The organism is Hyphomonas pacifica, from assembly GCF_000682675.1.
Lineage (GTDB): Bacteria > Pseudomonadota > Alphaproteobacteria > Caulobacterales > Hyphomonadaceae > Hyphomonas > Hyphomonas pacifica.
Genome location: NZ_AWFA01000017.1, coordinates 18,505 through 39,914 on the forward strand (window position 1 = coordinate 18,505; position 21,410 = coordinate 39,914).

23 protein-coding genes are annotated in these 21,410 nt (G+C 59.3%); 15 read left to right on the top strand and 8 right to left on the bottom strand.

All coding sequences use genetic code 11. The annotated features are described in order from the left end of the window. Positions 1 to 92 precede the first annotated feature (92 nt). From HY2_RS07060 to HY2_RS07110, 11 genes are all read left to right on the top strand, one after another. On the top strand, positions 93 to 1,634 hold the full coding sequence (locus HY2_RS07060) for a Do family serine endopeptidase (protein ID WP_034826104.1): 1,542 nt from the start codon (positions 93 to 95) through the stop codon (positions 1,632 to 1,634). A gap of 36 nt (positions 1,635 to 1,670) precedes the next feature. Beyond that, on the top strand, positions 1,671 to 2,342 hold the full coding sequence (locus tag HY2_RS07065; protein WP_034826172.1) for a response regulator transcription factor: 672 nt from the start codon (positions 1,671 to 1,673) through the stop codon (positions 2,340 to 2,342). A 33-nt stretch (positions 2,343 to 2,375) separates the two neighbouring features. Continuing rightward, positions 2,376 to 3,779 (top strand): sensor histidine kinase, encoded by a 1,404-nt coding sequence (locus tag HY2_RS07070; RefSeq protein WP_034826106.1) that lies wholly within the window; start codon positions 2,376 to 2,378, stop codon positions 3,777 to 3,779. A gap of 4 nt (positions 3,780 to 3,783) precedes the next feature. Then, the gene (locus HY2_RS07075; protein ID WP_051594819.1) at positions 3,784 to 6,462 is read left to right on the top strand and encodes a bifunctional [glutamine synthetase] adenylyltransferase/[glutamine synthetase]-adenylyl-L-tyrosine phosphorylase; all 2,679 of its coding nucleotides are present in this window, start codon (positions 3,784 to 3,786) and stop codon (positions 6,460 to 6,462) included. A gap of 55 nt (positions 6,463 to 6,517) precedes the next feature. Beyond that, positions 6,518 to 6,994 (top strand): EF-hand domain-containing protein, encoded by a 477-nt coding sequence (locus HY2_RS07080; protein ID WP_051594820.1) that lies wholly within the window; start codon positions 6,518 to 6,520, stop codon positions 6,992 to 6,994. Positions 6,995 to 7,094: 100 nt separating this feature from the next. Then, the gene (locus tag HY2_RS07085) at positions 7,095 to 7,637 is read left to right on the top strand and encodes an RNA polymerase sigma factor (RefSeq protein WP_034826108.1); all 543 of its coding nucleotides are present in this window, start codon (positions 7,095 to 7,097) and stop codon (positions 7,635 to 7,637) included. Beyond that, positions 7,634 to 8,080 (top strand): hypothetical protein, encoded by a 447-nt coding sequence (locus tag HY2_RS16745; protein ID WP_051594821.1) that lies wholly within the window; start codon positions 7,634 to 7,636, stop codon positions 8,078 to 8,080. Before HY2_RS07085 ends, HY2_RS16745 begins: the two co-directional genes overlap by 4 nt. Further along, positions 8,077 to 8,538, top strand: coding sequence for a periplasmic heavy metal sensor (locus HY2_RS07095; protein ID WP_034826110.1), 462 nt, complete (start codon positions 8,077 to 8,079; stop codon positions 8,536 to 8,538). The genes HY2_RS16745 and HY2_RS07095 overlap by 4 nt, the downstream gene beginning before the upstream one ends. A gap of 61 nt (positions 8,539 to 8,599) precedes the next feature. After that, a complete protein-coding gene (locus tag HY2_RS07100) occupies positions 8,600 to 10,048 on the top strand; it encodes an amidase (RefSeq protein ID WP_034826112.1) in 1,449 nt (482 codons plus the stop codon). An 89-nt stretch (positions 10,049 to 10,137) separates the two neighbouring features. After that, positions 10,138 to 10,617 carry a YbjN domain-containing protein gene (locus HY2_RS07105; protein ID WP_034826115.1) on the top strand — a complete coding sequence of 160 codons (480 nt, stop codon included), beginning with the start codon at positions 10,138 to 10,140 and terminating at the stop codon, positions 10,615 to 10,617. Position 10,618: 1 nt separating this feature from the next. Continuing rightward, the gene (locus HY2_RS07110) at positions 10,619 to 11,023 is read left to right on the top strand and encodes a GFA family protein (RefSeq protein WP_081814973.1); all 405 of its coding nucleotides are present in this window, start codon (positions 10,619 to 10,621) and stop codon (positions 11,021 to 11,023) included. Here the strand turns inward: HY2_RS07110 and HY2_RS07115 are convergent. The 6 genes from HY2_RS07115 to HY2_RS07140 form a co-directional block, all read right to left on the bottom strand. Then, on the bottom strand, positions 11,020 to 11,424 hold the full coding sequence (locus HY2_RS07115; RefSeq protein ID WP_034826117.1) for a metallopeptidase family protein: 405 nt from the start codon (positions 11,422 to 11,424) through the stop codon (positions 11,020 to 11,022). The genes HY2_RS07110 and HY2_RS07115 overlap by 4 nt on opposite strands. Beyond that, positions 11,421 to 11,741 carry a YbjQ family protein gene (locus HY2_RS07120; protein ID WP_034826119.1) on the bottom strand — a complete coding sequence of 107 codons (321 nt, stop codon included), beginning with the start codon at positions 11,739 to 11,741 and terminating at the stop codon, positions 11,421 to 11,423. The genes HY2_RS07115 and HY2_RS07120 overlap by 4 nt, the downstream gene beginning before the upstream one ends. Positions 11,742 to 11,797: 56 nt before the next feature. After that, positions 11,798 to 12,412, bottom strand: coding sequence for a class I SAM-dependent methyltransferase (locus HY2_RS07125; protein ID WP_034826121.1), 615 nt, complete (start codon positions 12,410 to 12,412; stop codon positions 11,798 to 11,800). Positions 12,413 to 12,456: 44 nt separating this feature from the next. Next, on the bottom strand, positions 12,457 to 12,885 hold the full coding sequence (locus tag HY2_RS07130; RefSeq protein ID WP_112061904.1) for a hypothetical protein: 429 nt from the start codon (positions 12,883 to 12,885) through the stop codon (positions 12,457 to 12,459). Between the two features lie 123 nt (positions 12,886 to 13,008). Next, positions 13,009 to 15,171, bottom strand: coding sequence for a methylmalonyl-CoA mutase (gene scpA / locus HY2_RS07135; RefSeq protein WP_034826127.1), 2,163 nt, complete (start codon positions 15,169 to 15,171; stop codon positions 13,009 to 13,011). After that, the gene (locus HY2_RS07140; RefSeq protein WP_034826129.1) at positions 15,171 to 17,090 is read right to left on the bottom strand and encodes a methylmalonyl-CoA mutase family protein; all 1,920 of its coding nucleotides are present in this window, start codon (positions 17,088 to 17,090) and stop codon (positions 15,171 to 15,173) included. The genes scpA and HY2_RS07140 overlap by 1 nt, the downstream gene beginning before the upstream one ends. Positions 17,091 to 17,216: 126 nt before the next feature. Between HY2_RS07140 and HY2_RS07145 the strand changes: the two genes are divergently transcribed. Then, positions 17,217 to 17,435, top strand: coding sequence for a hypothetical protein (locus HY2_RS07145; protein ID WP_034826132.1), 219 nt, complete (start codon positions 17,217 to 17,219; stop codon positions 17,433 to 17,435). A 34-nt stretch (positions 17,436 to 17,469) separates the two neighbouring features. Here the strand turns inward: HY2_RS07145 and HY2_RS17595 are convergent, their stop codons facing one another. Both HY2_RS17595 and HY2_RS07155 read right to left on the bottom strand, forming a co-directional pair. Then, entirely contained in the window at positions 17,470 to 17,910 is a 441-nt protein-coding gene (locus HY2_RS17595) for a hypothetical protein (RefSeq protein WP_034826135.1), read from the bottom strand. Between the two features lie 131 nt (positions 17,911 to 18,041). Next, positions 18,042 to 19,226, bottom strand: a complete 1,185-nt coding sequence (locus HY2_RS07155; RefSeq protein WP_034826138.1) for a glycoside hydrolase family 43 protein — start codon at positions 19,224 to 19,226, stop codon at positions 18,042 to 18,044. Positions 19,227 to 19,402: 176 nt separating this feature from the next. On the opposite strand from HY2_RS07155, the gene HY2_RS07160 reads away from it, so the two are divergent. From HY2_RS07160 to HY2_RS07170, 3 genes are all read left to right on the top strand, one after another. Next, the gene (locus HY2_RS07160; protein ID WP_034826141.1) at positions 19,403 to 20,404 is read left to right on the top strand and encodes an NAD(P)H-dependent flavin oxidoreductase; all 1,002 of its coding nucleotides are present in this window, start codon (positions 19,403 to 19,405) and stop codon (positions 20,402 to 20,404) included. Between the two features lie 116 nt (positions 20,405 to 20,520). Then, positions 20,521 to 20,940, top strand: a complete 420-nt coding sequence (locus tag HY2_RS07165; RefSeq protein WP_034826143.1) for a D-Ala-D-Ala carboxypeptidase family metallohydrolase — start codon at positions 20,521 to 20,523, stop codon at positions 20,938 to 20,940. After that, complete coding sequence (locus HY2_RS07170) at positions 20,928 to 21,395, top strand: hypothetical protein (RefSeq protein WP_034826145.1); 468 nt, start codon at positions 20,928 to 20,930, stop codon at positions 21,393 to 21,395. Before HY2_RS07165 ends, HY2_RS07170 begins: the two co-directional genes overlap by 13 nt. The last annotated feature ends 15 nt before the right edge of the window (positions 21,396 to 21,410 follow it).

Below are 21,410 nucleotides of genomic sequence, written 5' to 3' on the forward strand. Positions count from 1 at the left end.
TACTGTCTTTTAATGACCACATTCCTTGTGGCATGCTTATGCTGACCCACATTCGCCTTAACCGGCAATTTTTCAGTGACTTGGAGAGATTTATGAAGACGATAGGCATCTCAAGACAGGCCTTGGTAGCCGCGCTGTTCGGTGCAGCAGCCGTCGGCACATTGTCCGTCGCCCCGAAGGTCTTCAGCCCGGAAGCGGGCGCTCAGCCGATTACGGTACAGGCGCCCCATGATGCCCCGCTGAGTTTTGCTGACCTGATTGAACAGGTCGAACCTGCCGTTGTGAGTGTGAACGTCACAACCGAGCGCGAAGTTGGTCGTCTGCGCGACATGGACCAGTTTTTCGAACAATTCCGCGGCATGCCGGGCTTTGACGAATTCCTGGAACAGCGTCGCCAGGAACAGGAAGACCAGCCTGAAGAACCGGAAGTTCAGGAAGGCCGTTCGCTCGGCTCCGGCTTCTTTATCTCTCAGGATGGCTATATTGTTACCAACAATCACGTTGTTGAGGGCGCCAAGGAAATTCAGGTTGTGCTGAAGGATGGCCGCGAACTGGATGCAGAACTGGTCGGCACCGACAAGCAGACCGACCTGGCCGTTCTGCGCGTCATCGAGAAGGGCAAGTATCCCTTCGTGCACTTCGGCAATGCGCAAACCATGCGCAAGGGCGACTGGGTAGTTGCTCTGGGCAACCCGTTCGGCCTGGGCGGTACGGCAACGGCAGGTATCCTGTCAGCTGACGGCCGCGAGATTGGCCCGGACAGCCCGTACACAGACTTCCTGCAAATTGATGCGTCCATCAACCGGGGCAATTCCGGTGGCCCGACATTTGACCTGAATGGCAATGTCATCGGTGTGAACACGGCGATCTTTTCGCCGACGGGCGGTTCTGTCGGAATTGGCTTTGCCATTCCGGCAGAGCTCGCTGATGAGATCACGCAGGCGATCATCAAGGAGGGCAAGGTCTCTCGTGGCTGGCTGGGTGTTTCCATTCAGGACCTGACTGAAGACATGGCCGAGGCCCAAGGCATCAAGAATGCTGAAGGCGCTATCATTGCCGACGTTACAAATGGCAGCCCGGCAGAGAAGGGCGGTCTGGAGCGTGGCGACATCATCCTGTCTGTCAATGACAAGAAGGTGACGGATGCAACCTCAACAACCCGCGTGGTTGGCAAGCTGATCGCCAATACGTCCAACAAGTTCGAGATCATCCGCGGCGGCAAGCCGAAGACGCTGAATGTGACCGTGGGCGAACGTCCGGAAGATCCGTATGCCCGCACGGTTCCGGCCTCTTCCAGCAAGCCAGCCGACACGCCTGACAAGGGCACGTCTGTCAAGGATGTCGGCGCCACGTTCGAGCAGATGGATGATGAGCTTCGCAGCCGTCTTGGCCTGCGCAGCGGTGAAAGTGGCCTCGTCGTAACACATGTCGAAAAGGGCGGCGTCATGGACAAGGCAGGCCTGGCCGAAGGCATGGTGATCCTTGAGGTGAACAACAAGCCGGCCGCCTCTGTGGATGACTTCCGCAAGGCCATCGCAGATGCCCGAAAATCGGATCGTACCAAAGTGCTGATCGCTATCCGTGTTGGTCAGATCACGAACTATCGTACGATTGACCTTTCAGATGCTAGCTAGGAGAGCAGAATGCTGGATACGGTTCAGGAAGATACCATGCGCGTTCTGGTAATCGAAGACGATCTGGAAATGGCCAGCTTTATCGAGAAGGTTCTCGTCGAAGCGGGCCACCAGGTGGACATGGCCACGGATGGCGAGCGCGGGCTCGCCATGGCGAGGGCGTCGGAATTCGACGCCCTCGTGGTCGACCGGATGCTGCCGGAAAAGGATGGTCTGACGCTGGTCAAGGAATACCGGGAAGCCGGCGGTCAGACGCCGACACTGTTCCTGTCCGCGCTGGGCGATGTCCAGAACCGTGTTCAGGGCCTGAAGGCGGGGGCGGACGACTATCTGGCCAAGCCGTTCGCGCCGTCAGAGCTGGCCGCCCGTGTCGAAGCGCTGGGCCGCCGCGTGCGGACCGAGCAGCAGGTGACCGTGCTGAAGGCGGGTGACCTGGAAATGAATCTGCTGACCCGCAAGGTGACGCGGGCCGGGCAGAAGATTGACCTTCAGCCGCGCGAATTCCGTTTGCTGGAATACCTCATGCGTCATGCCGGCCAAGTGGTGACCCGCACCATGTTGCTGGAGAAAGTCTGGGACTATAATTTCGACCCCCAGACCAATGTCATCGATGTTCACATCTCCCGCCTGCGGGCGAAGATCGACAAGGAATTTGAAGAGCCTCTGCTGCACACAGTACGCGGTGCCGGTTATCGGCTGCAGGGCTAGACGCGGATGCAGACGACTGGCACGTAGCGAGGCATGAAACTCGCCCTGCCGACTTTTCTACGAACGACGACGTTCAAACTGGCGCTGATTTACAGCGCCATGTTTGCGGCGTTTTCGGCTGCGTTGCTGGTCTATCTGTATTACTCGACCGTCTACTACATCCGCACCGAAAGCGAGCGGCGGATGGATCTTGAATTTGAGCAACTCGGCAATGCCTACTATACCGGCGGCATGGAGCGGCTGAGTCAGTCCGTGCTGGAGCGTATGACACGCACGGGCTCGACCTATTTCTATTATCTTGAAGATGCCTCAGGCCGGAAGATTGCCGGGCACTTTGGCAGGCTGCCCGCTGCGCCACCGCAGTCTGATCTTGTACAGACGGTCTATTTTACCTTCGAACAGAAAGAGCCGGACGGCACCATTGTCGAGCGCCCGGCGGCAGGCCGGATCGTGCGGCTGACAAATAATGGCGGGGCCTTGCTGGTCGCGTTCGACACTGCGCAGCAGACGGCGATTGTGGGGCGGATTCAGCGTGCGATATTCATCGCGGCACCGATTGGCCTCATTCTGTCTCTGCTGGGCGGCATATTGATCTCTCGCGGCGCGGCGCGGCGGGCCGACGAACTGGCGCGAACGGCGGAGGCCGTGATGGGCGGAGAGCTGGAGCGGCGTGCACCTGTGCGCGGTTCCGGTGACGAGTTCGACCGGCTGGCCTCCCGCCTTAATGCCATGCTGGACCAGATCGAGAAGCTGGTGGAATCGACGCGACATACGGGCAATGCGATTGCGCACGATCTGCGCTCACCCCTGTCGCGTCTACGCAACCGGCTGGAGATTGCCCTGTCTGAACCGATGTCCAAGGAAAGCGCCGAGGCGACGTTGGGCGAGACTGTGGAAGAGGTGGACCGCGTGCTGGGTACGTTCAATGCCATCCTGCGTCTCGCGCGGCTGGAGGCCGGGGCCGAGGGCGAGCGGGTGCGCATGGATGTGTCAGGCCTGGGCGAGGAACTGGCCGAATTATTCGACCCGGCTTGTGAGGAGGCGGGTCTGAGCTTCAAGAGCAATATCAGCCGCAACATGACGGTTCTGGCCGACCGCGATCTGGTTGGGCAGGCGCTGTCCAATCTGCTGGACAATGCGGTGAAGTACACGCCGGAGGGCGGCGCGATCACGTTCAGCATTACGCGCGGCCCGAACAATACAGTCGACATGATTGTTGTCGATTCCGGGCCGGGTGTGCCGGAAGAGGCGCGGGAACGCGTAGTGCAGCGCTTCCAAAGAATGGATTCGGCGCGGACTCAGCCGGGCTCTGGCCTCGGGCTCGCGCTGGTGGATTCGGTGGCCGATATGCACGGGGGGGACTTTATTCTGACAGATGCAGGTGGGCCGCCTGAAGCCCCCGGCCTGAAGGCGATCCTGCGACTGCCGAGAGTTTAAACATATGCTGAACATTAAGCCGATTGCTGAAACGCCTGAGCGCGTGCTGGAGGAGGCACTGGATGCTGCGCCCTATCTGCGCCGTCTGAAAGATCGGGGTATTTCCGGAAGCTGGGAAGCGGCGCTGGCTGATGTGAAGGCCATTGCGGAAAGCACGCCCGAAGACGAGGCCATGCAGATCATGCGTCGCGCCAAGGCGCAGACGCATCTATCGCTCGCCTCAGCAGACCTTTCCGGCAAATTGAACGTGATGGAGGTGACGCGGGCGCTGACGGAATTTGCCGGTGCGAGTGTCGATGCCGCGCTGCGCACAGCGCTCTCCAAACGCGGGCTGAAATGCGAAGGCATATTTGCTGTCGCACTCGGCAAGATGGGCGCGTATGAGCTGAACTATTCTAGCGATATCGATATTGTCGTCATGTATGATCCGGACGTGTTTGACGGGGGCGACAAGGGCCCCGCAGACTCTGCCCAGCGTGTCGCGCGGGATCTGGTGCGTCTGATGGAAGACATGACGGCAGACGGATACGTGTTCCGTACTGATTTGCGGTTGCGGCCGGACCCGTCCTCAACGCCGCTGGCAGTTTCTACACGGATGGCTGATGTCTATTATGAAAGTGTTGGCCAGAACTGGGAGCGCATGGTCTGGATCAAGGCGCGCGTAGCGGCGGGGGATCTGGCGTGTGGAAACAAATTCCTGAAAGTGATCGAGCCCTTCGTCTGGCGGCGCAATCTGGACTATTGGGCGATTGGCGACATTCAGGCCATCAAGCGCATGATCAACAGAAAGGCAGGCAGTGCCGGGTTGGAGAACGTCGCGCCGGATGTGAAGCTGGGGCCGGGCGGCATTCGCGAGATTGAGTTCTTCGCTCAGACACAGCAGCTGATCCTGGGCGGACGTCAGCCGCAGCTGCGCAACAACACTACCCTTGGCGCGCTGAAAGCGTTGACCGAGGCAGGCGTGGTCCAGACCGACACCGCAAATCATCTGGAGGCGGCCTATCTGGCCCTGCGTAATTTGGAGCACCGCGTCCAGATGAGACGGGACGAGCAGACCCATACCGTACCGGCAGACGAGGCTGATCGCACTGATGTCGCCCGGCTGTGCGGCTATGAGGATCTGGCGAGCTTTGACCGTGACCTGCTGGAGACGCGCCGCATGGTTCAGGCGGCTTATGATGACCTTTTTGCCCATGAAGACCGCGCGTTGCAGGAAAACCCGTTGGGCAATCTGGTCTTCACCGGCGTAGATGATGATCCTGGTACGATAGAAACACTGGCAGGGCTGGGGTTCAGTGATCCGAGTGCGGCGATAAACACGATCCGCAACTGGCACAGGGGGCGCGTTCCCGCGACCCGCACGCCGCGCGGACGGGAATTGCTGACGGCGCTGTTGCCCGGTATGTTGGTGGCGATGGGCAAGGTGGGCGAGACGGATGAGGCGTTTCGCTGGTTCTCCCGCTTCTTTGAGGGTTTGACCTCCGGTGTGCAGACGCTGGCCATGTTGCTGGCCGAGCCGGACCTTCTGGATGATCTTGTCGCGACACTGGCGCTTGCCCCACGCTTGGCGGAGATCTTGTCGCGCAGGCCGGACCTGCTGGAGGCGTTGGTCAGTCGGCAGGAACCGATGCAGCCGGTCATTACGGACGACATGCCATTCGATACCGCGCTGGATATCTGGCGCCGGTATCATCGTGAACGAAGCTTTCTGACCGGGCATCGCCTGTTGCATGGTCTGATAGATGCGCAGGATGCCGCGGGCTATTGGTCTGAATTGGCGGATGAGACGATCCGCGAAATGGCCGCTGCTGCGGAACGTGAGACAGTAGGGCGATATGGTCCGACGCCGGGACGTTGGGGTATTTTTGCCATGGGCAAGCTGGGTGGGCGTGAGCTGACGGCCGGGTCTGATCTTGACATCATTGTCATTTATGATGCCGACCCGCTGGAAGCGCAAACTTGGTACACGCGCTTTACGCAGCGCCTGATCACAGCGCTGACCGCTCCGACGGCGGAAGGTGAACTCTATGAGGTCGATATGCGGCTGCGGCCCTCTGGCCGGGCCGGGCCTGTGGCAGTCAGCCTGCCAGCCTTTGAGCGCTATCAGACCCAGGATGCCTGGACATGGGAGCATATGGCACTGACGCGGTTGCGCCCGGTGGCGGGGGATGCCGGTTTCAGCCAGACCATTCTGGACATTGCACATGAGGCAATTGTCAGCCGCGCCAAGACAGATCACGGCAAGATTACTGCTGACATCACCGATATGCGCCAGCGCCTCTATCGCGAAAAGCCGGGCAAGGGGCTCTGGGATCTCAAGACGGCAGAAGGCGGGCTGATAGATGCGGAGTTCATCGTGCAGCAGGACATGCTGCTGGCGGGCGATCCGGATGTGATAATCCCGAACATACGCGAGGCGATTGCCCGTGCTTCTCTGGCACCTGCTGACCGGAAGATGCTGGGCGAGGCGGTGAAGCTGATGCAGTCCCTCCAGCAGGTGCAGAGACTGGCGCTGGGCAGCGATATTCAGGCAGAGAACCTGCCGGCGGGCCTGAAAGACAGGCTATGCCGGGCGGCAGGTGCAGAAAATTTTGCAAGCCTTGAAGAAGAATTATCTTCAATGAAATCAAAAGTTCATACGCTTTCCGTGGAAAAATTGCATCTTGGCGCGACGGATTCCTGAGGGCTCATGCGTTCAACACGCGATGGGTACAACACTGAACAGGAGTACTTCTCTCATGAAACGTATTACCCTTGCGACCGTATCCCTTGGCGCCATTGCCGCTATTGCGCTGCCACTTGCAGCCAATGCCGGACCGCGCGGTCATGGCGGCATGAAGGCCTACATGGCTCAAATGGATACCAATGGAGATGGCGATATCTCCAAGGAAGAAGTGGAAGCCTTCCGTGCGGCGAAATTTACCGAGATTGATACAAATGGTGACGGCCAGGTCTCCCCTGAAGAAATGACGGCCCATCATGAGGCACAGCGCGCCAAGCGCCGCGCCGAGCGTGAAGCCCGCATGTTCGCTAAAATGGACACGGATGGCGATGGCGCGATCAGCGCCGAAGAGTTCAACACTCACCAGATGCCCGGTTTTCAAAAGGCCGATGCCGATGGGGATGGTGTGGTCACCGCAGAAGAGCGCGCTGCGATGCAGGCACAGATGAAAGAGCGTTGGAGCAAGAAGAAGGCTGGGCCGACTCCCCAATAATCCCTGCCAAGGGCCGGGCCGGATGGACATGCATGTTACAGCACATACACGCGCAACATGATCTCGCTCTTTCGGCCCGTTTTGGGTTAGGCTCTGCTTCGTGGCTTTTTCATCCGATCTCGACCAGATCACCCGGGCGGCGGCAGGCGATCCTGCGGCCGTTTCGGCACTGGTGGACAGATATAGTGGCGGCGTGCTGGCAGTTGCCACGCGCATGCTGGGTGATGTCTCGGAGGCGGAAGACGTGACACAGGAAACCTTCCTGCGCGCGTGGAAGGCCTTGCCGGGCTGGGAGCCAAGGGCGAAATTCTCGACTTGGCTGCACAGGGTGGCGCTGAACCTCTGCTATGACCGGCTGAGGAAGCGACGCGAAGTGACGATGGAACATCTGCCGGAGAGAACGGATCCGGCCCTGAACCCGGCAGAAGAGCTGGAGCAGAAACAAAGAGTGCGCGCGGTGGAAGCAGCCATTATTGCCCTTCCGGAACGCCAGGCAGCCGCCTTGACCTTGTGCGCCCTGCAAGGCCACTCTCAGGCAGAGGCTGCAGAGATAATGGAAGTCAGCGTGGAAGCGCTGGAGAGCCTGCTGGCCCGTGCCCGTCGCGGATTGAGGGCCAGCCTGATGGAAAGGACCGGGTCATGAGTGCACGGAACATCACTGCAGAACGTTTGCTCGCGCTGATCGAGACGTATGGCGCAGATGTTGACGCCTACCCGGAAGATGAGCGCGAGAGCGCCCGCGTGCTGTTGAAGGCTGACCCACAGGCCTTTGCCGCCGCGCTGGAAGAGGCCCGCAGCCTGGACATGCTGTTGCAGGCTGTGCCACCGGTGGATACCCCGGCAGAGCTGCGCGCGCGCCTTATAGACAATGCCCCTAAACCGGCCAGAGCGGCGGGGCGCAGATGGCGTCTGCCGGTATGGATCCCGGCCGGGGCGATTGCCTCCTTATCTGTGGGCCTGTTTGCCGGCATGAGCGTCGCGCAAACCTCTACGCCTGCACAGGAAGACCAGGCGCAGGAACTGGTCTATGCTGCGCTTGGCTTTGATACATATTCCATGGACCTTGAAGATGAGGCCCCGCAATGACAGAGCCCGTTTCTTCGCCGCGACGTATTCCGTTCTGGCTTACGATTTCCCTGCTGGGCAACATGATGTTGCTGGGCCTGGTGGGCGGTATGGTGCTGCACAACAAGGCGCCCGGCAAAGAGCCGCCGCCCGGTCTGCCGGGAAAGGAAAAGCCGCTGTCTGAGGAAGACCGCAAGGCCTTCTATACGATGCTCAAGGAATCCTATCGCTCGACGAAGCCGGAACGGGAAACCCGGGAGCTGGTGCGTAGTCAGCTGGCGGATGTTCTGACCCGGCAGCCTTTCGACCGGCCTGCCGCGGAAGAGGCCTTTCGCAATTTGCGCGTATCGGACGAGCGCGTGCATGCTGTAGCGCATGAGGCGATGATTGACCGGCTGGAGGCCATGTCCCCGGAAAAGCGGGCCATGATGGCTGAACGCCTGGCCCGAGGCCCTGAGCGCCACCGCCACAAGGACTAGGCCTGAAGGGCTTTCCTTCCCTGCGCATACATTACAGTATGCGCGAAAAGGGAGAGAGGCCATGAAGGAATATTCCGACTATGACGCGATGGGGCTGGCAGAGCTTGTCAGGACGCGTCAGGTATCTGCCAGTGAATTACTGGATGAAGCCGTGCAGCGGGCAGAGGCCGTGCAGGGAGATCTGAATTGCTTCTCGGCGCTCTACCCTGATCTTGCGAAACAGCAATTGTCGAAGGGAGACCAGACGGGCCCTTTTGTTGGCGTGCCCTTTGTGACTAAGGATCTGGCTGTCGCCGTAAAAGGTGCGCCGTTGACCAATGGATCGGTCAGCTGGAAGGGGCATGTTGCCGAGTGGGACTCTACGCTCACCCAGCGTTACCGGGATGCGGGGCTTGTCTTCTTCGGCCAGACGACCAGCCCCGAATTCGGCCTGACAACGACAACTGAGTCCACGCTTTATGGGCAAACGCGAAATCCCTGGGATGTGACCCGCACGTCAGGCGGCTCATCCGGCGGGGCGTCTGCAGCCGTGGCAGCAGGTGTGTTGCCCATGGCGCAGGCGAGTGATGGTGGAGGATCCATCCGTATTCCGGCCGCCAGTTGTGGCCTGTTTGGCATGAAGCCTTCTCGCGGGCGTATTCCGATGGGACCATGGCGCACGGAGAACTGGAATGGCCTCTCCACAATCCATGCCCTCAGCCGCAGCGTGCGGGACAATGCGGCTCTGATGGATGCAACGCATGGCCCGGAGACCGGCAATCGCTATCAGGCCCCCAAGCCGGAGCGGTCATTCCTGGAAGAGGTCTCCCGCGATCCGAAGCCGCTGAAGATTGCGCTGTGGCGTACCGCGCCGAATGGCACCGAGCCGGATGAGGATGCGGCGGCAGGGCTGGCCACGACGGCAAAACTGCTGGAAGATTTGGGCCATAGAGTGGTTGAGGCCGCGCCGCAGATTGACGGAGAGGCTATCGGAAAGGCGGCCTTGTTCACGATCTCCGCCAATATCGCGGCCATGATTGATGACCGCGCTAAGATGACCGGGCGTCAGCCGCGCGAGTACGAGTTGGAGCCGATCACGCTGGCCATGTCCAATCTGGGGCGCACGGTACCCATGGTGGAACTGGCCAAGGCGAACAATCTTTTCAACGAGAATGCCATCATTTTTGAGACGTTTCTGAATGAGGGCGGATATGATCTGATCCTGGCGCCAACCCTGTCCCGGGCACCGGAAAAGCTGGGCGTGATGGCGCTGACAGCCGACCCGGACTCAATGGGCGCTGCTGTGGCAAGCTTTTCACCACATTGCCCGTTCTTCAATCAGATCGGGGCACCGGCCATGTCTGTACCTCTGCACTGGACACCCCCAACTGAAACGGCTCCGCAGGGGCTGCCGATCGGGATGATGTTTGGTGGGCGTTATGGCAGCGAGGCCTTGCTGTACTCTCTAGCCGGACAATTGGAGCGGGCAAAGCCATGGGTGCGTAGGCGTCCACCTATATGGGCAGGATAGCCATAAAATTTTCAACTTTTGCATCCATTGATATTTTCCGTGCCAGCATGTCAGAATGCTGAAAGATCAATTGTGCAGGGGAATACGGGATGATCAGAATATTGCTTTGTGGTGTGGTTGCGGTTTCCATTGCGGTTCCTGCCTTTGCCTGGCCGATTGCGCCTGAAAATGCCGGCAAGGTGCTGACCAATGCTGGCAGCGAGGAGGTCGAAGTGACTTGGCTGGGCGATGATGTCGCGCGCTTGGATGCAAAGAAAGGCGAATATTATTACTCTGTTCGTCTGATGAATTGTGACGACTCCCGCACCTGCAGTTCAGCTATGTTCTTTTCCACCTTTACGATGGATGGCGCGCCGGACTTCAGCATGTATGAGAGAACCAATCTTTATAATGACAGTTATCCTTTCGGCCGGGCCTTTATTTTGCCGAGCGGAGATGATGAAACCTATGCCGTCGGTGTGGATTATGGCATTGATCTGCAGAACGAGCATAATTTTGATGAGGAAGACCTGAACCTGTTTGAAGAGATTATTATCTCTTATACCAGTCACATGTCTGAAGAGGATTAGAATGACAGGTATGGCCTGGCGCCTCGGTGGGTGCCATTGCGGAACAGTTCGCTACGAGGTGAAACTGCCTCATGCGTTTGAAGTTGAGGATTGCAACTGTTCCATCTGCGCGATGAGCGGGAATATACATGTCATCGTACCGGGAACGCATTTCCGCCTTATTCAGGGAGCGGACAAACTCTCCGAATACACTTTCAATACGGGTGGGGCGAAGCATCGCTTCTGCAGTATCTGTGGCATCAAGAGCTTCTATGTGCCGCGGTCTAACCAGGATGGCTATGCCATCACCTGGCGGTGCCTGGACAATTGGCAGGATTTCGACGTGACCATTAATCGCTTCGATGGCCAGAACTGGGAAGCCAATGCGGATTCGCTGGCCCACAAATCAAAGGCGGACGCGTCCTAGTCTTCACCGCCTAATGTGCGGTGCATATCTTCATCAGACCACCCGAAATGGTGGCCGAGTTCGTGGATGAACACGTGCTCCACCATTTCGGTGATGGTGACATCCTCCCGCGCGGCCCACTCCATCAGCATCGGCATGCGGTAGAGATAGATCAGTGGGCGGTCCATTGAGGGATAAGTCACGCTTTCATGCGTCAGCGGAACACCGACATAAAGCCCGCTGAGGCCCAGGGCGTCCGGGATTTTCATGTCGTGCAGGATTGCCTTCTCGGCATAGTCTGACACGATGATGCGGATGTCGCCCGCCGCATCACGCATATGCTTTGGCAGCCGCTCAAGACAGGCTGTCGCGATGTCCAGCATCACGTCCGCTGTCGGGGCGGTTTCATCCAGCAGGCTCATGCGAGGGTGACGGCTGTTCCGGAGACGGCGACCATCATCATGGAGCCGTTCTGGCCGATAACGGTGTAATCGAATTTCAGGCCGACAACTGCGTCCGCGCCAAGCTTCTTCGCCTCCTCTACCAACTCTGCCAGTGCATCATCGCGCGTTTCGCGCAGCGTGCTCTCATAGGCATTGGAGCGCCCGCCGACGATGTTGGTGAAGCTGGCGAGAATGTCTTTCCCGATATGGGCACCAATCACGATCTCCCCGCAGACAATACCGAGATATTTCGAGATTTCATGACCCTGAAGGGTCGGCGTGGTGGAGATGATCATGGTAGGCGCTCCTTTTATCGAATAACAATATATAGATGGGAGGCTGCGCCATCGGTTCAAGTGGTTTTTTCAAAGACGAGTGCGGTCCATTCAACACCGCCCGCCGCGTTCTCAGCCATTATGGAATTCTTGCGGATATGACTGATGGGGACGAGGCCATGACGGGCGGCGAGGGCGATGGTTTCATAGCCTGTGACGTCAAACATGCGGCGCCCTTGAGGGATAGGCCCGTGCCGCAGACTCATGAACAGGCGACCTCCCAGTGCCATCAGCGCGGCAACGCGGCCCATACCGGCGGCTCTTTCTTCTGCCGTCAGATGCATCCATACGGCATTCATCATCACCATGCCGAAGGTCTCGCCGCGGGCGCGTGTCGCTGCGAGGTTCGGCAGGCTGTCCTCCAGCCAAGTAATCCCGGCCTCCGGATGCAATCGCGTCGCGCCTGTACGTAGCGTCTCCACAGGCTCCACCGCCAGAACGGAGTGGCCGAGCGAAACCAGCCAGGCCGCATCCCGCCCGGTGCCTGAACCAATATCCAGCGTGTGCATGGGCGGTTCAGGAAACAGGCGGTGCCAGTGCGCATGCGTTTCCGGCGCCGACAGCGCCTCGTAGCGCACGAACAGGTCGTCCGCCTCTTCGTCATATCCGGAGGTTGAGGTCAACTCAGCCATCGCGGAAGCCTATCAGACACCTCCGCCCCGGCAATCGGCGTAACCTAGTTCGAGTAGATCGACATATAGTCGCCATTGTCATACAGTGTGAAGTCGCCCTGCGTGATGCGTTGTCCGCGTTCGATGGCCGCGAGGAAGTCATCTTCCGAGAAACCGAACCGCTTAAGGAAGGCGACCACCTTTTTGCGCTCCAGCCGACCCTGCTGAACCGAAATAATGGTGGCGTACAGACTGCCGTCACTTTCTTCAGCGACCTGGATCCGGAGCTTGGTGAACGAGGTCATCATCTGCTCTTCATCGTTGTCGCACTTGATGGTGCTACTGCCATCGACTTCCTGACAAACAACATCAAGCGTTGCCGCTGCTGCAGCACGGATGTCTTCCGGGTTCACCGGATCGGTGAACGTGGCACCACCGCCGCCACATGCAGCAAGGACAAGGGCCGAAAGCCCGAACACACTGTTTCTGTTCATGAATCCACTTCCCACTTCATCTCAGGACTTCCCTATCCGGACTATAATAAAGATTCCCTGAGACGGCAAATCCCCATGTCCTTCTGGACATTCAAATCGAGTTTATCGCCTTGATATGTGGCTCTATTCCGCCGCCCTCTTCGTGCCGTCATCATCCCCGTTCAGAACTTCCAGCATCTTGATGGCGCTGTCGGCGATGACGGTGCCGGGCGGGAAGATGGCGGTGGCCCCGGCAGCGTAGAGCGCGTCGAAATCCTGCGGGGGGATCACGCCGCCCACAATGATCTGCGTATGCGCGGCGCCTTCATTGCCGAGCGCGCGCTTAAGTTCCGGCACCAGGGTAAGGTGCCCGGCCGCGAGCGAGGAGGCGGCGACAATGTCCACGCCAGCCTTGCGGGCATCGGCGGCGGCCTCTTCCGGCGTCTGGAAGAGCGGGCCGATCTCGACATCCCAGCCGAGATCCATCAGCGCGGAGGCGACGACTTTCTGGCCACGGTCGTGTCCATCCTGACCCATCTTGGCGATGTAGATCTTTGGACGGCGACCGGCTTTCTTCTCGAACGCCTGGGCGAGGGAGACGGCCTGCTCGGCCTTGTCATTGCCTTTTACGCCGCCGCCATAAACGCCCTTGATGGAGCGGATCACGGCGCTGTGGCGGCCCTGGCTGCGCTCAACCGCTTCGGAGATTTCTCCCACGGTTGCCTTGGCGCGGGCCGCATCCACGGCGAGCGCGAGGAGATTGCCTTCAGTGCCTGCTGCGGCGTTTGCGATCGCATCCAGCTTGGCGGTGACTTCGGCTTCATCCCGCTCTGACTTCAGACGGGCGAGCTTGTCCAGCTGCATGCGGCGCACGGCAGCATTGTCAACTTTCAGTACGGGGACGTCTTCTTCCTCGTCCAGCAGGAATTTGTTGACGCCGACAACGGTCTGCGTGCCGCTGTCGATACGGGCTTGCGTATTGGCGGCGGCCTCTTCGATGCGCAGCTTCGGCACGCCTTCTTCGATGGCTTTGCGCATGCCGCCCAGTTTTTCGACTTCCTCGATATGGGCGAGGGCCTTGGCGGCAAGGTCATGCGTCAGGCGCTCGACATAGTAGGAGCCGCCCCACATGTCGATCGTCTGGCAGGCACCGGCTTCCTGTTGCAGGAAAAGCTGCGTGTTGCGGCTGATCCGGGCGGAGAAGTCCGTCGGCAGGGCGAGGGCTTCGTCAAAGCTGTTCGTGTGCAGCGATTGCGTCTGCCCGCCGGTCGCGGCGATGGCTTCAAGGCAGGTGCGAATGACGTTATTGTAAACGTCCTGCGCGGTGAGAGACCAGCCGGACGTCTGAGAGTGTGTCCGCAGGCTGAGGGATTTCGGGTTCTTCGGGTTGAACTCTTCCTTCACAAGTTTTGCCCAGAGCAGGCGCGCGGCGCGCATCTTGGCAACTTCCATGAAGGTATTCATGCCGATAGCCCAGAAGAAGGAGAGGCGCGGCGCAAAGGCGTCGACGTCCAGCCCGGCATCCACACCGGCGCGGATGTATTCGATGCCATCGGCGAGCGTGTAGGCCAGCTCCAGATCCGCCGTGGCACCGGCTTCCTGCATGTGATAGCCGGAAATGGAGATGGAGTTGAATTTCGGCATGTTCTGCGACGTATAGGCGAAGATGTCTGAAATGATCCGCATGGAGGGCTTGGGCGGATATATATAGGTGTTCCGCACCATGAACTCTTTCAGGATATCGTTCTGGATCGTCCCGGCCAGTTTTTCCGGCCCGACACCCTGTTCCTCGGCCGCCACAATGTAGAGCGCGAGGATCGGCAGGACGGCACCATTCATCGTCATGGAGACAGACATCTTGTCCAGTGGTATGCCAGAGAAGAGTGTCCGCATGTCGAGTATGGAGTCGATGGCGACGCCCGCCATGCCGACATCACCAGACACGCGGACGTGATCGGAGTCGTAGCCGCGGTGGGTGGCGAGGTCGAACGCGACCGAGAGGCCTTTCTGGCCAGCGGCCAGATTGCGGCGGTAGAAGGCGTTGGAGTCTTCCGCCGTGGAGAAGCCCGCATACTGACGAACTGTCCAGGGCTGGTTCGTGTACATGGTCGGGTAAGGGCCACGGCCAAAGGGTGGCAGGCCCGGATAGTCGTCCAGATAGTCCAGATTATCGCGATCATCCGCCATATAGGCTGATTTCACTTCGACGCTTTCAGGCGTCTCCCATGGCGCGCCCAAATCAGGCGATTTTGCCTTGGCGTGCGGTTTGTCGAGATCAATTTTGGTGAAGTCAGGAAATTTGCTCATTACTTCACTCCCAGTTCTGCGTGGGCGAGTTTCAGCGAGTGCAGCACATCGCAGCCTATGAAGATATTTGTGTCGATGCCCTCGCCTTCGAACTTTCCGGCGAGCCAGACATGCAATGCACCAGCGGCTTTCAGGGCCTTGGCGGTCTCAGTGGCCTCGTCTTCGTAACGGGCATCCGCGCCGCAAATGCAGGCAAGCTTGCTGCCGGATGCCTTGAAGGCCGCGACGGTTTCAGAGGCCGATTGCGGTGGCACAGGCGGTTGCGTGGCTTCCAGTCCGCCAGCGGCGAAAAGGTTGCGGGCAAAGTCTGCGCGGGCATTGTGCTCTGCCAGCGGACCGAGCGTCGCCAGGAAGATGATGGGCGTCTTCGGCTGCGCTGCGGCGGCATCGCGCAGGGCTTCATAGTCTCCGGCCAGCCGAACCTGCTGCAGCGGCGTGCATGTGGCGTCTTCTTCTGCCGGGGGCATTTCCTTCTGGACGAAGTGCTTGAGGCCTTCATCAGACATACCGTCACGCGGGGTGATGGAAACGTCGTCTGCCACGGGCGCGGTGATCTCGTCGAGCAACGGGAATTCGCTGATACCGGTGATCGGCACCTTGCGCTTGGCGATGGCCTTGCCGCGTTCCGTCCGGATCGCGGCGATACGGTCCTGAAATGCGCCGGAGATGAGAGAGGCTGCAAAGCCGCCTTCATGCTCAATGGCCTGGAACTCCTTCCAGGCGGCTTCGGCCAGATCGTCTGCGAAGGTTTCGGTGAACCATGCGCCGCCGGTCGGGTCTGCCACGCGGCCAAGCTGGCTTTCTTCCATGGCGATGATCTGCGTATTGCGCGCGATGCGGCGGCCCAGCTCTTCCGGAATGCCGAGGGCTTCGTTGAAGGGGCGGATCGTCACAATGTCTGCGCCGCCGACAGCTGCCGCAAAGGCCGCGCCGGTATTGCGCAGCATGTTGGTCCACGCATCATAGCGTGTCAGCATGCGCGCAGAGCTTGTTGCGTGCAGGCGCATCGGCACGGCGTCCTGGCCCAGCGCATCGAGACAGCGGACCCAGAGGCGACGGGCGGCGCGAAGTTTGGCAACGCCGATACCGTAATTGGAATCCAGCGCCACGGCGAAACTCATCCGCGGGATCAGCTTGGAAATGTCCATGCGATGGTCGAGGCGCCGCAAGGTATCGACAGCGCTGGCGATGAGGGCCGCGAGTTCCTGCGCTTCCGAGCCGCCTGCTTCATGTACCATCCGGGAATCAATGCGCACAAGACCGGCATTCGGATAGGTTTTGCCCAATTGCTCCAGCGTTTCCGCAAGGCGTGCGAAGGTCTGGTTCAGGCCGCCTTCCAGGGCACCACTGCGGGCCAGACCGCCGAGCGGGTCCATGTTGAAGTCGAGCTTCAGATTCTGCGTCTCTGCCTGGCTTTGTCCCCATAAGGCCAAAAGCGTGGCGGCATGCGTTCCGGCGCCCGCACCATGGTCCAGAGCGATGGTGGCAATGTCTGCACGCACATCGTCGAGTGCAGCTTTCATTTCGTTCAGCGTGGTGATCTGAACGCCATTACGAGCTGTCGCATCCAGTTTCAGCTCAATCGACATCACGCCGCGCTCAAGGTCGCGCAGTATCTCTTCATTCGTCACATGCGGCGACGGATGCGTGAAGGCCTGGCGGATGTCCCAAGGCATGAATTTGTCCGGCGCGGCGGTGGGGCCACGCAGATAGGGCGCCTCGCCCGGCGTGCCGAGCGGATCAGAGGCCGAAGGAAAGTCGCTCTCGCGATAGAGCGGGTGGATCTCCAGCCCATCTGCCGTCTTTCGTGTAATGGAATCAATACCGCGGCCTTTAAGGGCCTTTTCAACGCTTGCGAGCCAATCGGCCTCGGTCGCATCGGGGAAGCTGCTGCTCAGGGAAAGGATATCGTCTGCCATGAGCCGGCATTTATGCCGAACATATGGGGTTTGTGAACTCTTTCCGATGCGTCAGGGGCGAATGGTCGCTTGACTGAGACGGCATAAGTGTGCGATTGAGAATTATTCGCAAACTGGAGCGAAGTGATGTCAGCCAAACTTCTTACTTTCCAGCCCCGTCCGTCTGAGCGTCCTGAAGCAATGAAACATCAATCTATGCAGGACTTCACACAGCGTCACACGCAGGTGTCTCGTGTCGCCATTGATGGGCTGTTGGAGAGTGGGGATCCGGATGATGTCATATCCATGCTGCATCGCCAGCAGAGCTGGTTGGCGATGATGCAGGACCGGCTGACCAGGGGTTGAGGGACCCTCGGTCAGCCGGCAGATGCATGACAATTTAGCTGCGTGCGTAATTCGATGCGGACAGGTGACCGATCAGGGATGAAATGTCGGACTGGTTGCGGATCGGATACCGCTGCAGCTGGGAGACTTCGAATGGCTTTGCATCGCCATAAGTCTCGTTCCAGGCCGTATCGAGTTTTTCTTCCGTTAGCTCGCCCTTGAAGCGCGCCGTCTGGATCTCATCATTCGTCTCGGCTGACGCCTGAGTGCCCGGCAGGTAGATTGTGCCGTTGGAGAAGTCCACTGCGAAGGCGATCACGCCCGGTACGAGGAAAAGAAGAAGGCCAATGCCATCAAGAATGGCAATGGAGGGGTCGATACGGCCACTCCTCTGGCCTTTGCGTTCCGGATAAAGGATGGTTCCGCAGGCGGAAAGAGATGTGGCCAGCATGGCGGTGCCACCTGCAAGCAGGATGCGGCGTCGAGCTGAATTCATGGGGCGTCTCCTTGTTATGGCCGCTGAAGCGGCGGGGCCATAACGCGCAGGCAGCGAAAGGGTTGCGCCAGAAATGAAAAAAGCTGGCGAGAGGCTCACCAGCTTTTAGGTCTTTGCGATTTGAGCTGGGCTTATTCGCCCGGCATCGGGTTGACCGGTTCGATCGTGCCATCATCGTTCACGGTGAGCTCCGTGATCTTCACGTTCCGCAAATGGCTTTTCCCGGACAGCTGGACGTCATGATAGGCGAGATACCATTTACCATTATGCTGGAAGATGGAGTGGTGATTGGTCCAGCCTTCAACTGGCTGATTGACAACGCCCTGATAGGTGAACGGGCCATACGGGCTGTCCCCGGTTGCATAGACAATCTTGTGCGTGTCCCCGGTGGAGTAGGACAGATAATAGGTGTCTCCGATTCGATTGACCCAGGCTGCTTCGAAGAAGCGGCGGTCATGATCCTTGGCTTTTACCGGATCGCCATTCTCATCAAGGATCATCACATCCTTGGGGGGCTCTGCGAAGGAGACCATGTCGTCAGCCATTTTGGCGATTTTCGGCATCAGCGCGACATCATCCGGCTGGCCAGCTTCATCCTCATTGGTCAGCGGATCGTCATTGACCAGATCTGTGTTGAGATTCGGATCGTCATTGTATTCGCCTGTCGCCCAGCGTTGCAGCTGGCCGCCCCAGATGCCGCCGAAATACATGTAGTACTCGCCATCATCATCCTCGAAGACAGCCGGATCCATGGAGAATGAGCCTTCAATGGCTTCCGACTCGGCCGTGAACGGGCCGGTCGGGCTGTCGGAAACGGCTGCACCGATATGGAACACGCCATTCTCATCCTTGGCCGGGAAATAGAGATAGTATTTGCCATCCTTGTGAGCTGCGTCCGGGGCCCACATTTGCTGGGCTGCCCATGGCACATCATCTACGTCGAGCGCGACATCGTGGATCGTCACATCACCGCCGACTTCATCCATGGAGAGGACGATATAGTCGCGCATCGCATATTGGCTGCCGAGATCATCTTCCGGAATGCCGGCGTCGTAATCGTGGCTGGGATAGACGTAGATGCGGCCATCATCCCAGACATGCACGGACGGGTCGGCCGTGAAGATTTCGGTTACGAGGGGCTGCTCAAGATATTTCGAATGAGTGGCAGAGGCGTCTTCTACCCGTTCTGCTTCGACCGGCGGTGTTTGTGTGACCGTCTCCTGCTCTGCAGGCGCTGCAGGTTTCTCGCCTGAGCAGGCGGCAAGATGTGCCGCAAGTATGATAGCGCTACCAAAAGCAAGGCTGGCTTTCCGCATTCCGTTTTCTCCCTCGGTGGTTTCTCTATGTGAATGTTCTGGATTGGATGACAGTCTGGCCTGAAGCTGCTGTCAGGGCAAGAGGTATCCCCAACGTAACGGCTTGTGCCGCATGGATCATCCGCTAGTTTCCGTTTACGTAAACTGTATCCTGTTCGGTAATGAGGTATTCTCTCATGGCACTGCCCCCCATTCTTCAGAACATGCGCTTGCCCGTCATCGGGTCTCCGCTGTTCATCATTTCCAATCCGGATCTCGTGATCGCCCAATGCAAGGCTGGCGTGGTCGGCAGCTTTCCCGCATTGAATGCGCGCCCGGAACATGTGCTGGACGAATGGCTCGACCGGATCACCACAGAGCTTGCCGAGTACAATGAGAAGAATCCTGACCAGCCCGCTGCGCCATTCGCGGTGAACCAGATTGTCCACAAGACTAACAACCGTCTCGATCATGATGTCGAGATGTGTGTGAAGTACAAGGTGCCGATCGTGATCACGTCGCTGGGCGCGCGTCAGGAAGTGAATGATGCGATCCATTCCTATGGCGGTATCGTGCTGCATGACATCATCAATGTCGTCTTCGCGCACAAGGCGCTGGAAAAAGGCGCGGACGGCCTGATCGCGGTTTGCACGGGCGCTGGCGGCCATGCCGGCACGCTGTCACCTTTCGCGCTGATTCAGGAGATTCGCCAGTTCTTTGACGGACCGTTGGCGCTGTCCGGCTCCATCGCAAATGGCGGTGCCATCGCAGCAGCCCAGGCCATGGGCGCAGACCTTGCCTATATGGGCTCTGCCTTCATCTCCTGTGACGAAGCAAATGCGGTCGATGGTTACAAGGACATGATCGTCGACTCCAAGGCGGGCGACATCGTCTACTCGAACCTCTTCACCGGCGTGCACGGCAACTATCTGGCGCCGTCGATTTCCCGTGCGGGGCTTGACCCGAACAATCTGCCGGAGAGCGATCCAAGCAAGATGAATTTCGGCTCAGGCGGCAATCAGGAAGCCAAGGCCTGGAAAGACATCTGGGGCTGCGGTCAAGGCATCGGCGCCATCCAGAAGCGTATGCCGACGGCAGACTATGTCGCCAAGCTGAAGCGTGAATATGATGAGGCGCGCGCCGCGCTGGCAGAGGGCAAAGGCTTCTCTCCGAAGCCGATCCCTGCGCAAATGGTCTGATTTATCCCCTGCATCTGATGCTGGATGGCCCCTGAAGTCCGAGTGATTTTAGGGGTCTTTTGCATTTCGCTCCAAATCGAATCCGGCAGGGTCGGCCCCGTGTCAGCCTTGCGCTCATGCTGATACGATCTTTCACCCTGTTCGATACAAGCGGCTGGCGGTGGCCGCATTTCTCTCCACAAGAGCTGTCCTGCAAATGCGGTGGGCGGCTGTGCGGTGGCGAGTACTGGCACGATCCGGAGTTTCTGGATGTGCTGGAGGCTTTGCGTGCGGCGGTCGGCCAGCCGCTGGTCATCAATTCCGGGCATCGCTGCGCGCTATGGAATACGCATGTCGGCGGGGCCGCGCATTCTATGCACAGGCAGATTGCCGTCGATATTGCGCTGGCCTGGCATGACCGTTTTGCGCTGCTGGCGGCGGCACAGCAGGGCGGCTTCACCGGCATCGGCCTTGGCCGTCATTTTCTTCATCTGGACCGGCGCAGCAAACCTGCCCGCTGGTATTATTCGGGGAGCAAAGCGCTATGGGAGAGGTAATCAGCCTGGCGGCCAGTGCAGCCGGGGGCGGCGTGTTCGGTCTGATCGGCACAGTGATCGGCCGGGTCGCAGGCTATTTCGAGCAGAGTCAGGCGCAAGCCCATGAGCAGGTGCGCTGGCAGCATGAAGCCCAGTTGGTCACCCTGCAGATGGAGGCGCGCCGAGACGCCGCCGAAGCCGATGTGCGACAGGCCGAGACGGCGGGCAGCTGGAAGGGCCTCGCCGCATCCATTGAGGCCGAGGCCGCGATTGGCGACTCCTATGCCTGGGTGAATGCCGTGCGGGCACTGACCCGGCCTGTACTGACCCTTCTGCTCTGGCTGATCACCTGGCTCGTCTATACGGGCGCGCCGGAGCCGGAACAGGCCAGGATCGTCGAGACGGCGAGTTTTGCCGCAACGGCGGCCACGCTCTGGTGGTTTGGGGATCGCGGGACAAAGCGCATGGCGCGTTGACCAGATGAGGCCGCC

Bases quoted from the DNA above. Each gene is read 5' to 3' on its own strand.
- HY2_RS07060 (WP_034826104.1), top strand. From the start codon at position 93: ATGAAGACGATAGGCATCTCAAGACAGGCCTTGGTAGCCGCGCTGTTC.
- HY2_RS07065 (WP_034826172.1), top strand. From the start codon at position 1,671: ATGCGCGTTCTGGTAATCGAAGACGATCTGGAAATGGCCAGCTTTATC.
- HY2_RS07070 (WP_034826106.1), top strand. From the start codon at position 2,376: ATGAAACTCGCCCTGCCGACTTTTCTACGAACGACGACGTTCAAACTG.
- HY2_RS07075 (WP_051594819.1), top strand. From the start codon at position 3,784: ATGCTGAACATTAAGCCGATTGCTGAAACGCCTGAGCGCGTGCTGGAG.
- HY2_RS07080 (WP_051594820.1), top strand. From the start codon at position 6,518: ATGAAACGTATTACCCTTGCGACCGTATCCCTTGGCGCCATTGCCGCT.
- HY2_RS16745 (WP_051594821.1), top strand. From the start codon at position 7,634: ATGAGTGCACGGAACATCACTGCAGAACGTTTGCTCGCGCTGATCGAG.
- HY2_RS07095 (WP_034826110.1), top strand. From the start codon at position 8,077: ATGACAGAGCCCGTTTCTTCGCCGCGACGTATTCCGTTCTGGCTTACG.
- HY2_RS07100 (WP_034826112.1), top strand. From the start codon at position 8,600: ATGAAGGAATATTCCGACTATGACGCGATGGGGCTGGCAGAGCTTGTC.
- HY2_RS07105 (WP_034826115.1), top strand. From the start codon at position 10,138: ATGATCAGAATATTGCTTTGTGGTGTGGTTGCGGTTTCCATTGCGGTT.
- HY2_RS07110 (WP_081814973.1), top strand. From the start codon at position 10,619: ATGACAGGTATGGCCTGGCGCCTCGGTGGGTGCCATTGCGGAACAGTT.
- HY2_RS07115 (WP_034826117.1), bottom strand. From the start codon at position 11,424: ATGAGCCTGCTGGATGAAACCGCCCCGACAGCGGACGTGATGCTGGAC.
- HY2_RS07120 (WP_034826119.1), bottom strand. From the start codon at position 11,741: ATGATCATCTCCACCACGCCGACCCTTCAGGGTCATGAAATCTCGAAA.
- HY2_RS07125 (WP_034826121.1), bottom strand. From the start codon at position 12,412: ATGGCTGAGTTGACCTCAACCTCCGGATATGACGAAGAGGCGGACGAC.
- HY2_RS07130 (WP_112061904.1), bottom strand. From the start codon at position 12,885: ATGAACAGAAACAGTGTGTTCGGGCTTTCGGCCCTTGTCCTTGCTGCA.
- scpA (WP_034826127.1), bottom strand. From the start codon at position 15,171: ATGAGCAAATTTCCTGACTTCACCAAAATTGATCTCGACAAACCGCAC.
- HY2_RS07140 (WP_034826129.1), bottom strand. From the start codon at position 17,090: ATGGCAGACGATATCCTTTCCCTGAGCAGCAGCTTCCCCGATGCGACC.
- HY2_RS07145 (WP_034826132.1), top strand. From the start codon at position 17,217: ATGTCAGCCAAACTTCTTACTTTCCAGCCCCGTCCGTCTGAGCGTCCT.
- HY2_RS17595 (WP_034826135.1), bottom strand. From the start codon at position 17,910: ATGAATTCAGCTCGACGCCGCATCCTGCTTGCAGGTGGCACCGCCATG.
- HY2_RS07155 (WP_034826138.1), bottom strand. From the start codon at position 19,226: ATGCGGAAAGCCAGCCTTGCTTTTGGTAGCGCTATCATACTTGCGGCA.
- HY2_RS07160 (WP_034826141.1), top strand. From the start codon at position 19,403: ATGGCACTGCCCCCCATTCTTCAGAACATGCGCTTGCCCGTCATCGGG.
- HY2_RS07165 (WP_034826143.1), top strand. From the start codon at position 20,521: ATGCTGATACGATCTTTCACCCTGTTCGATACAAGCGGCTGGCGGTGG.
- HY2_RS07170 (WP_034826145.1), top strand. From the start codon at position 20,928: ATGGGAGAGGTAATCAGCCTGGCGGCCAGTGCAGCCGGGGGCGGCGTG.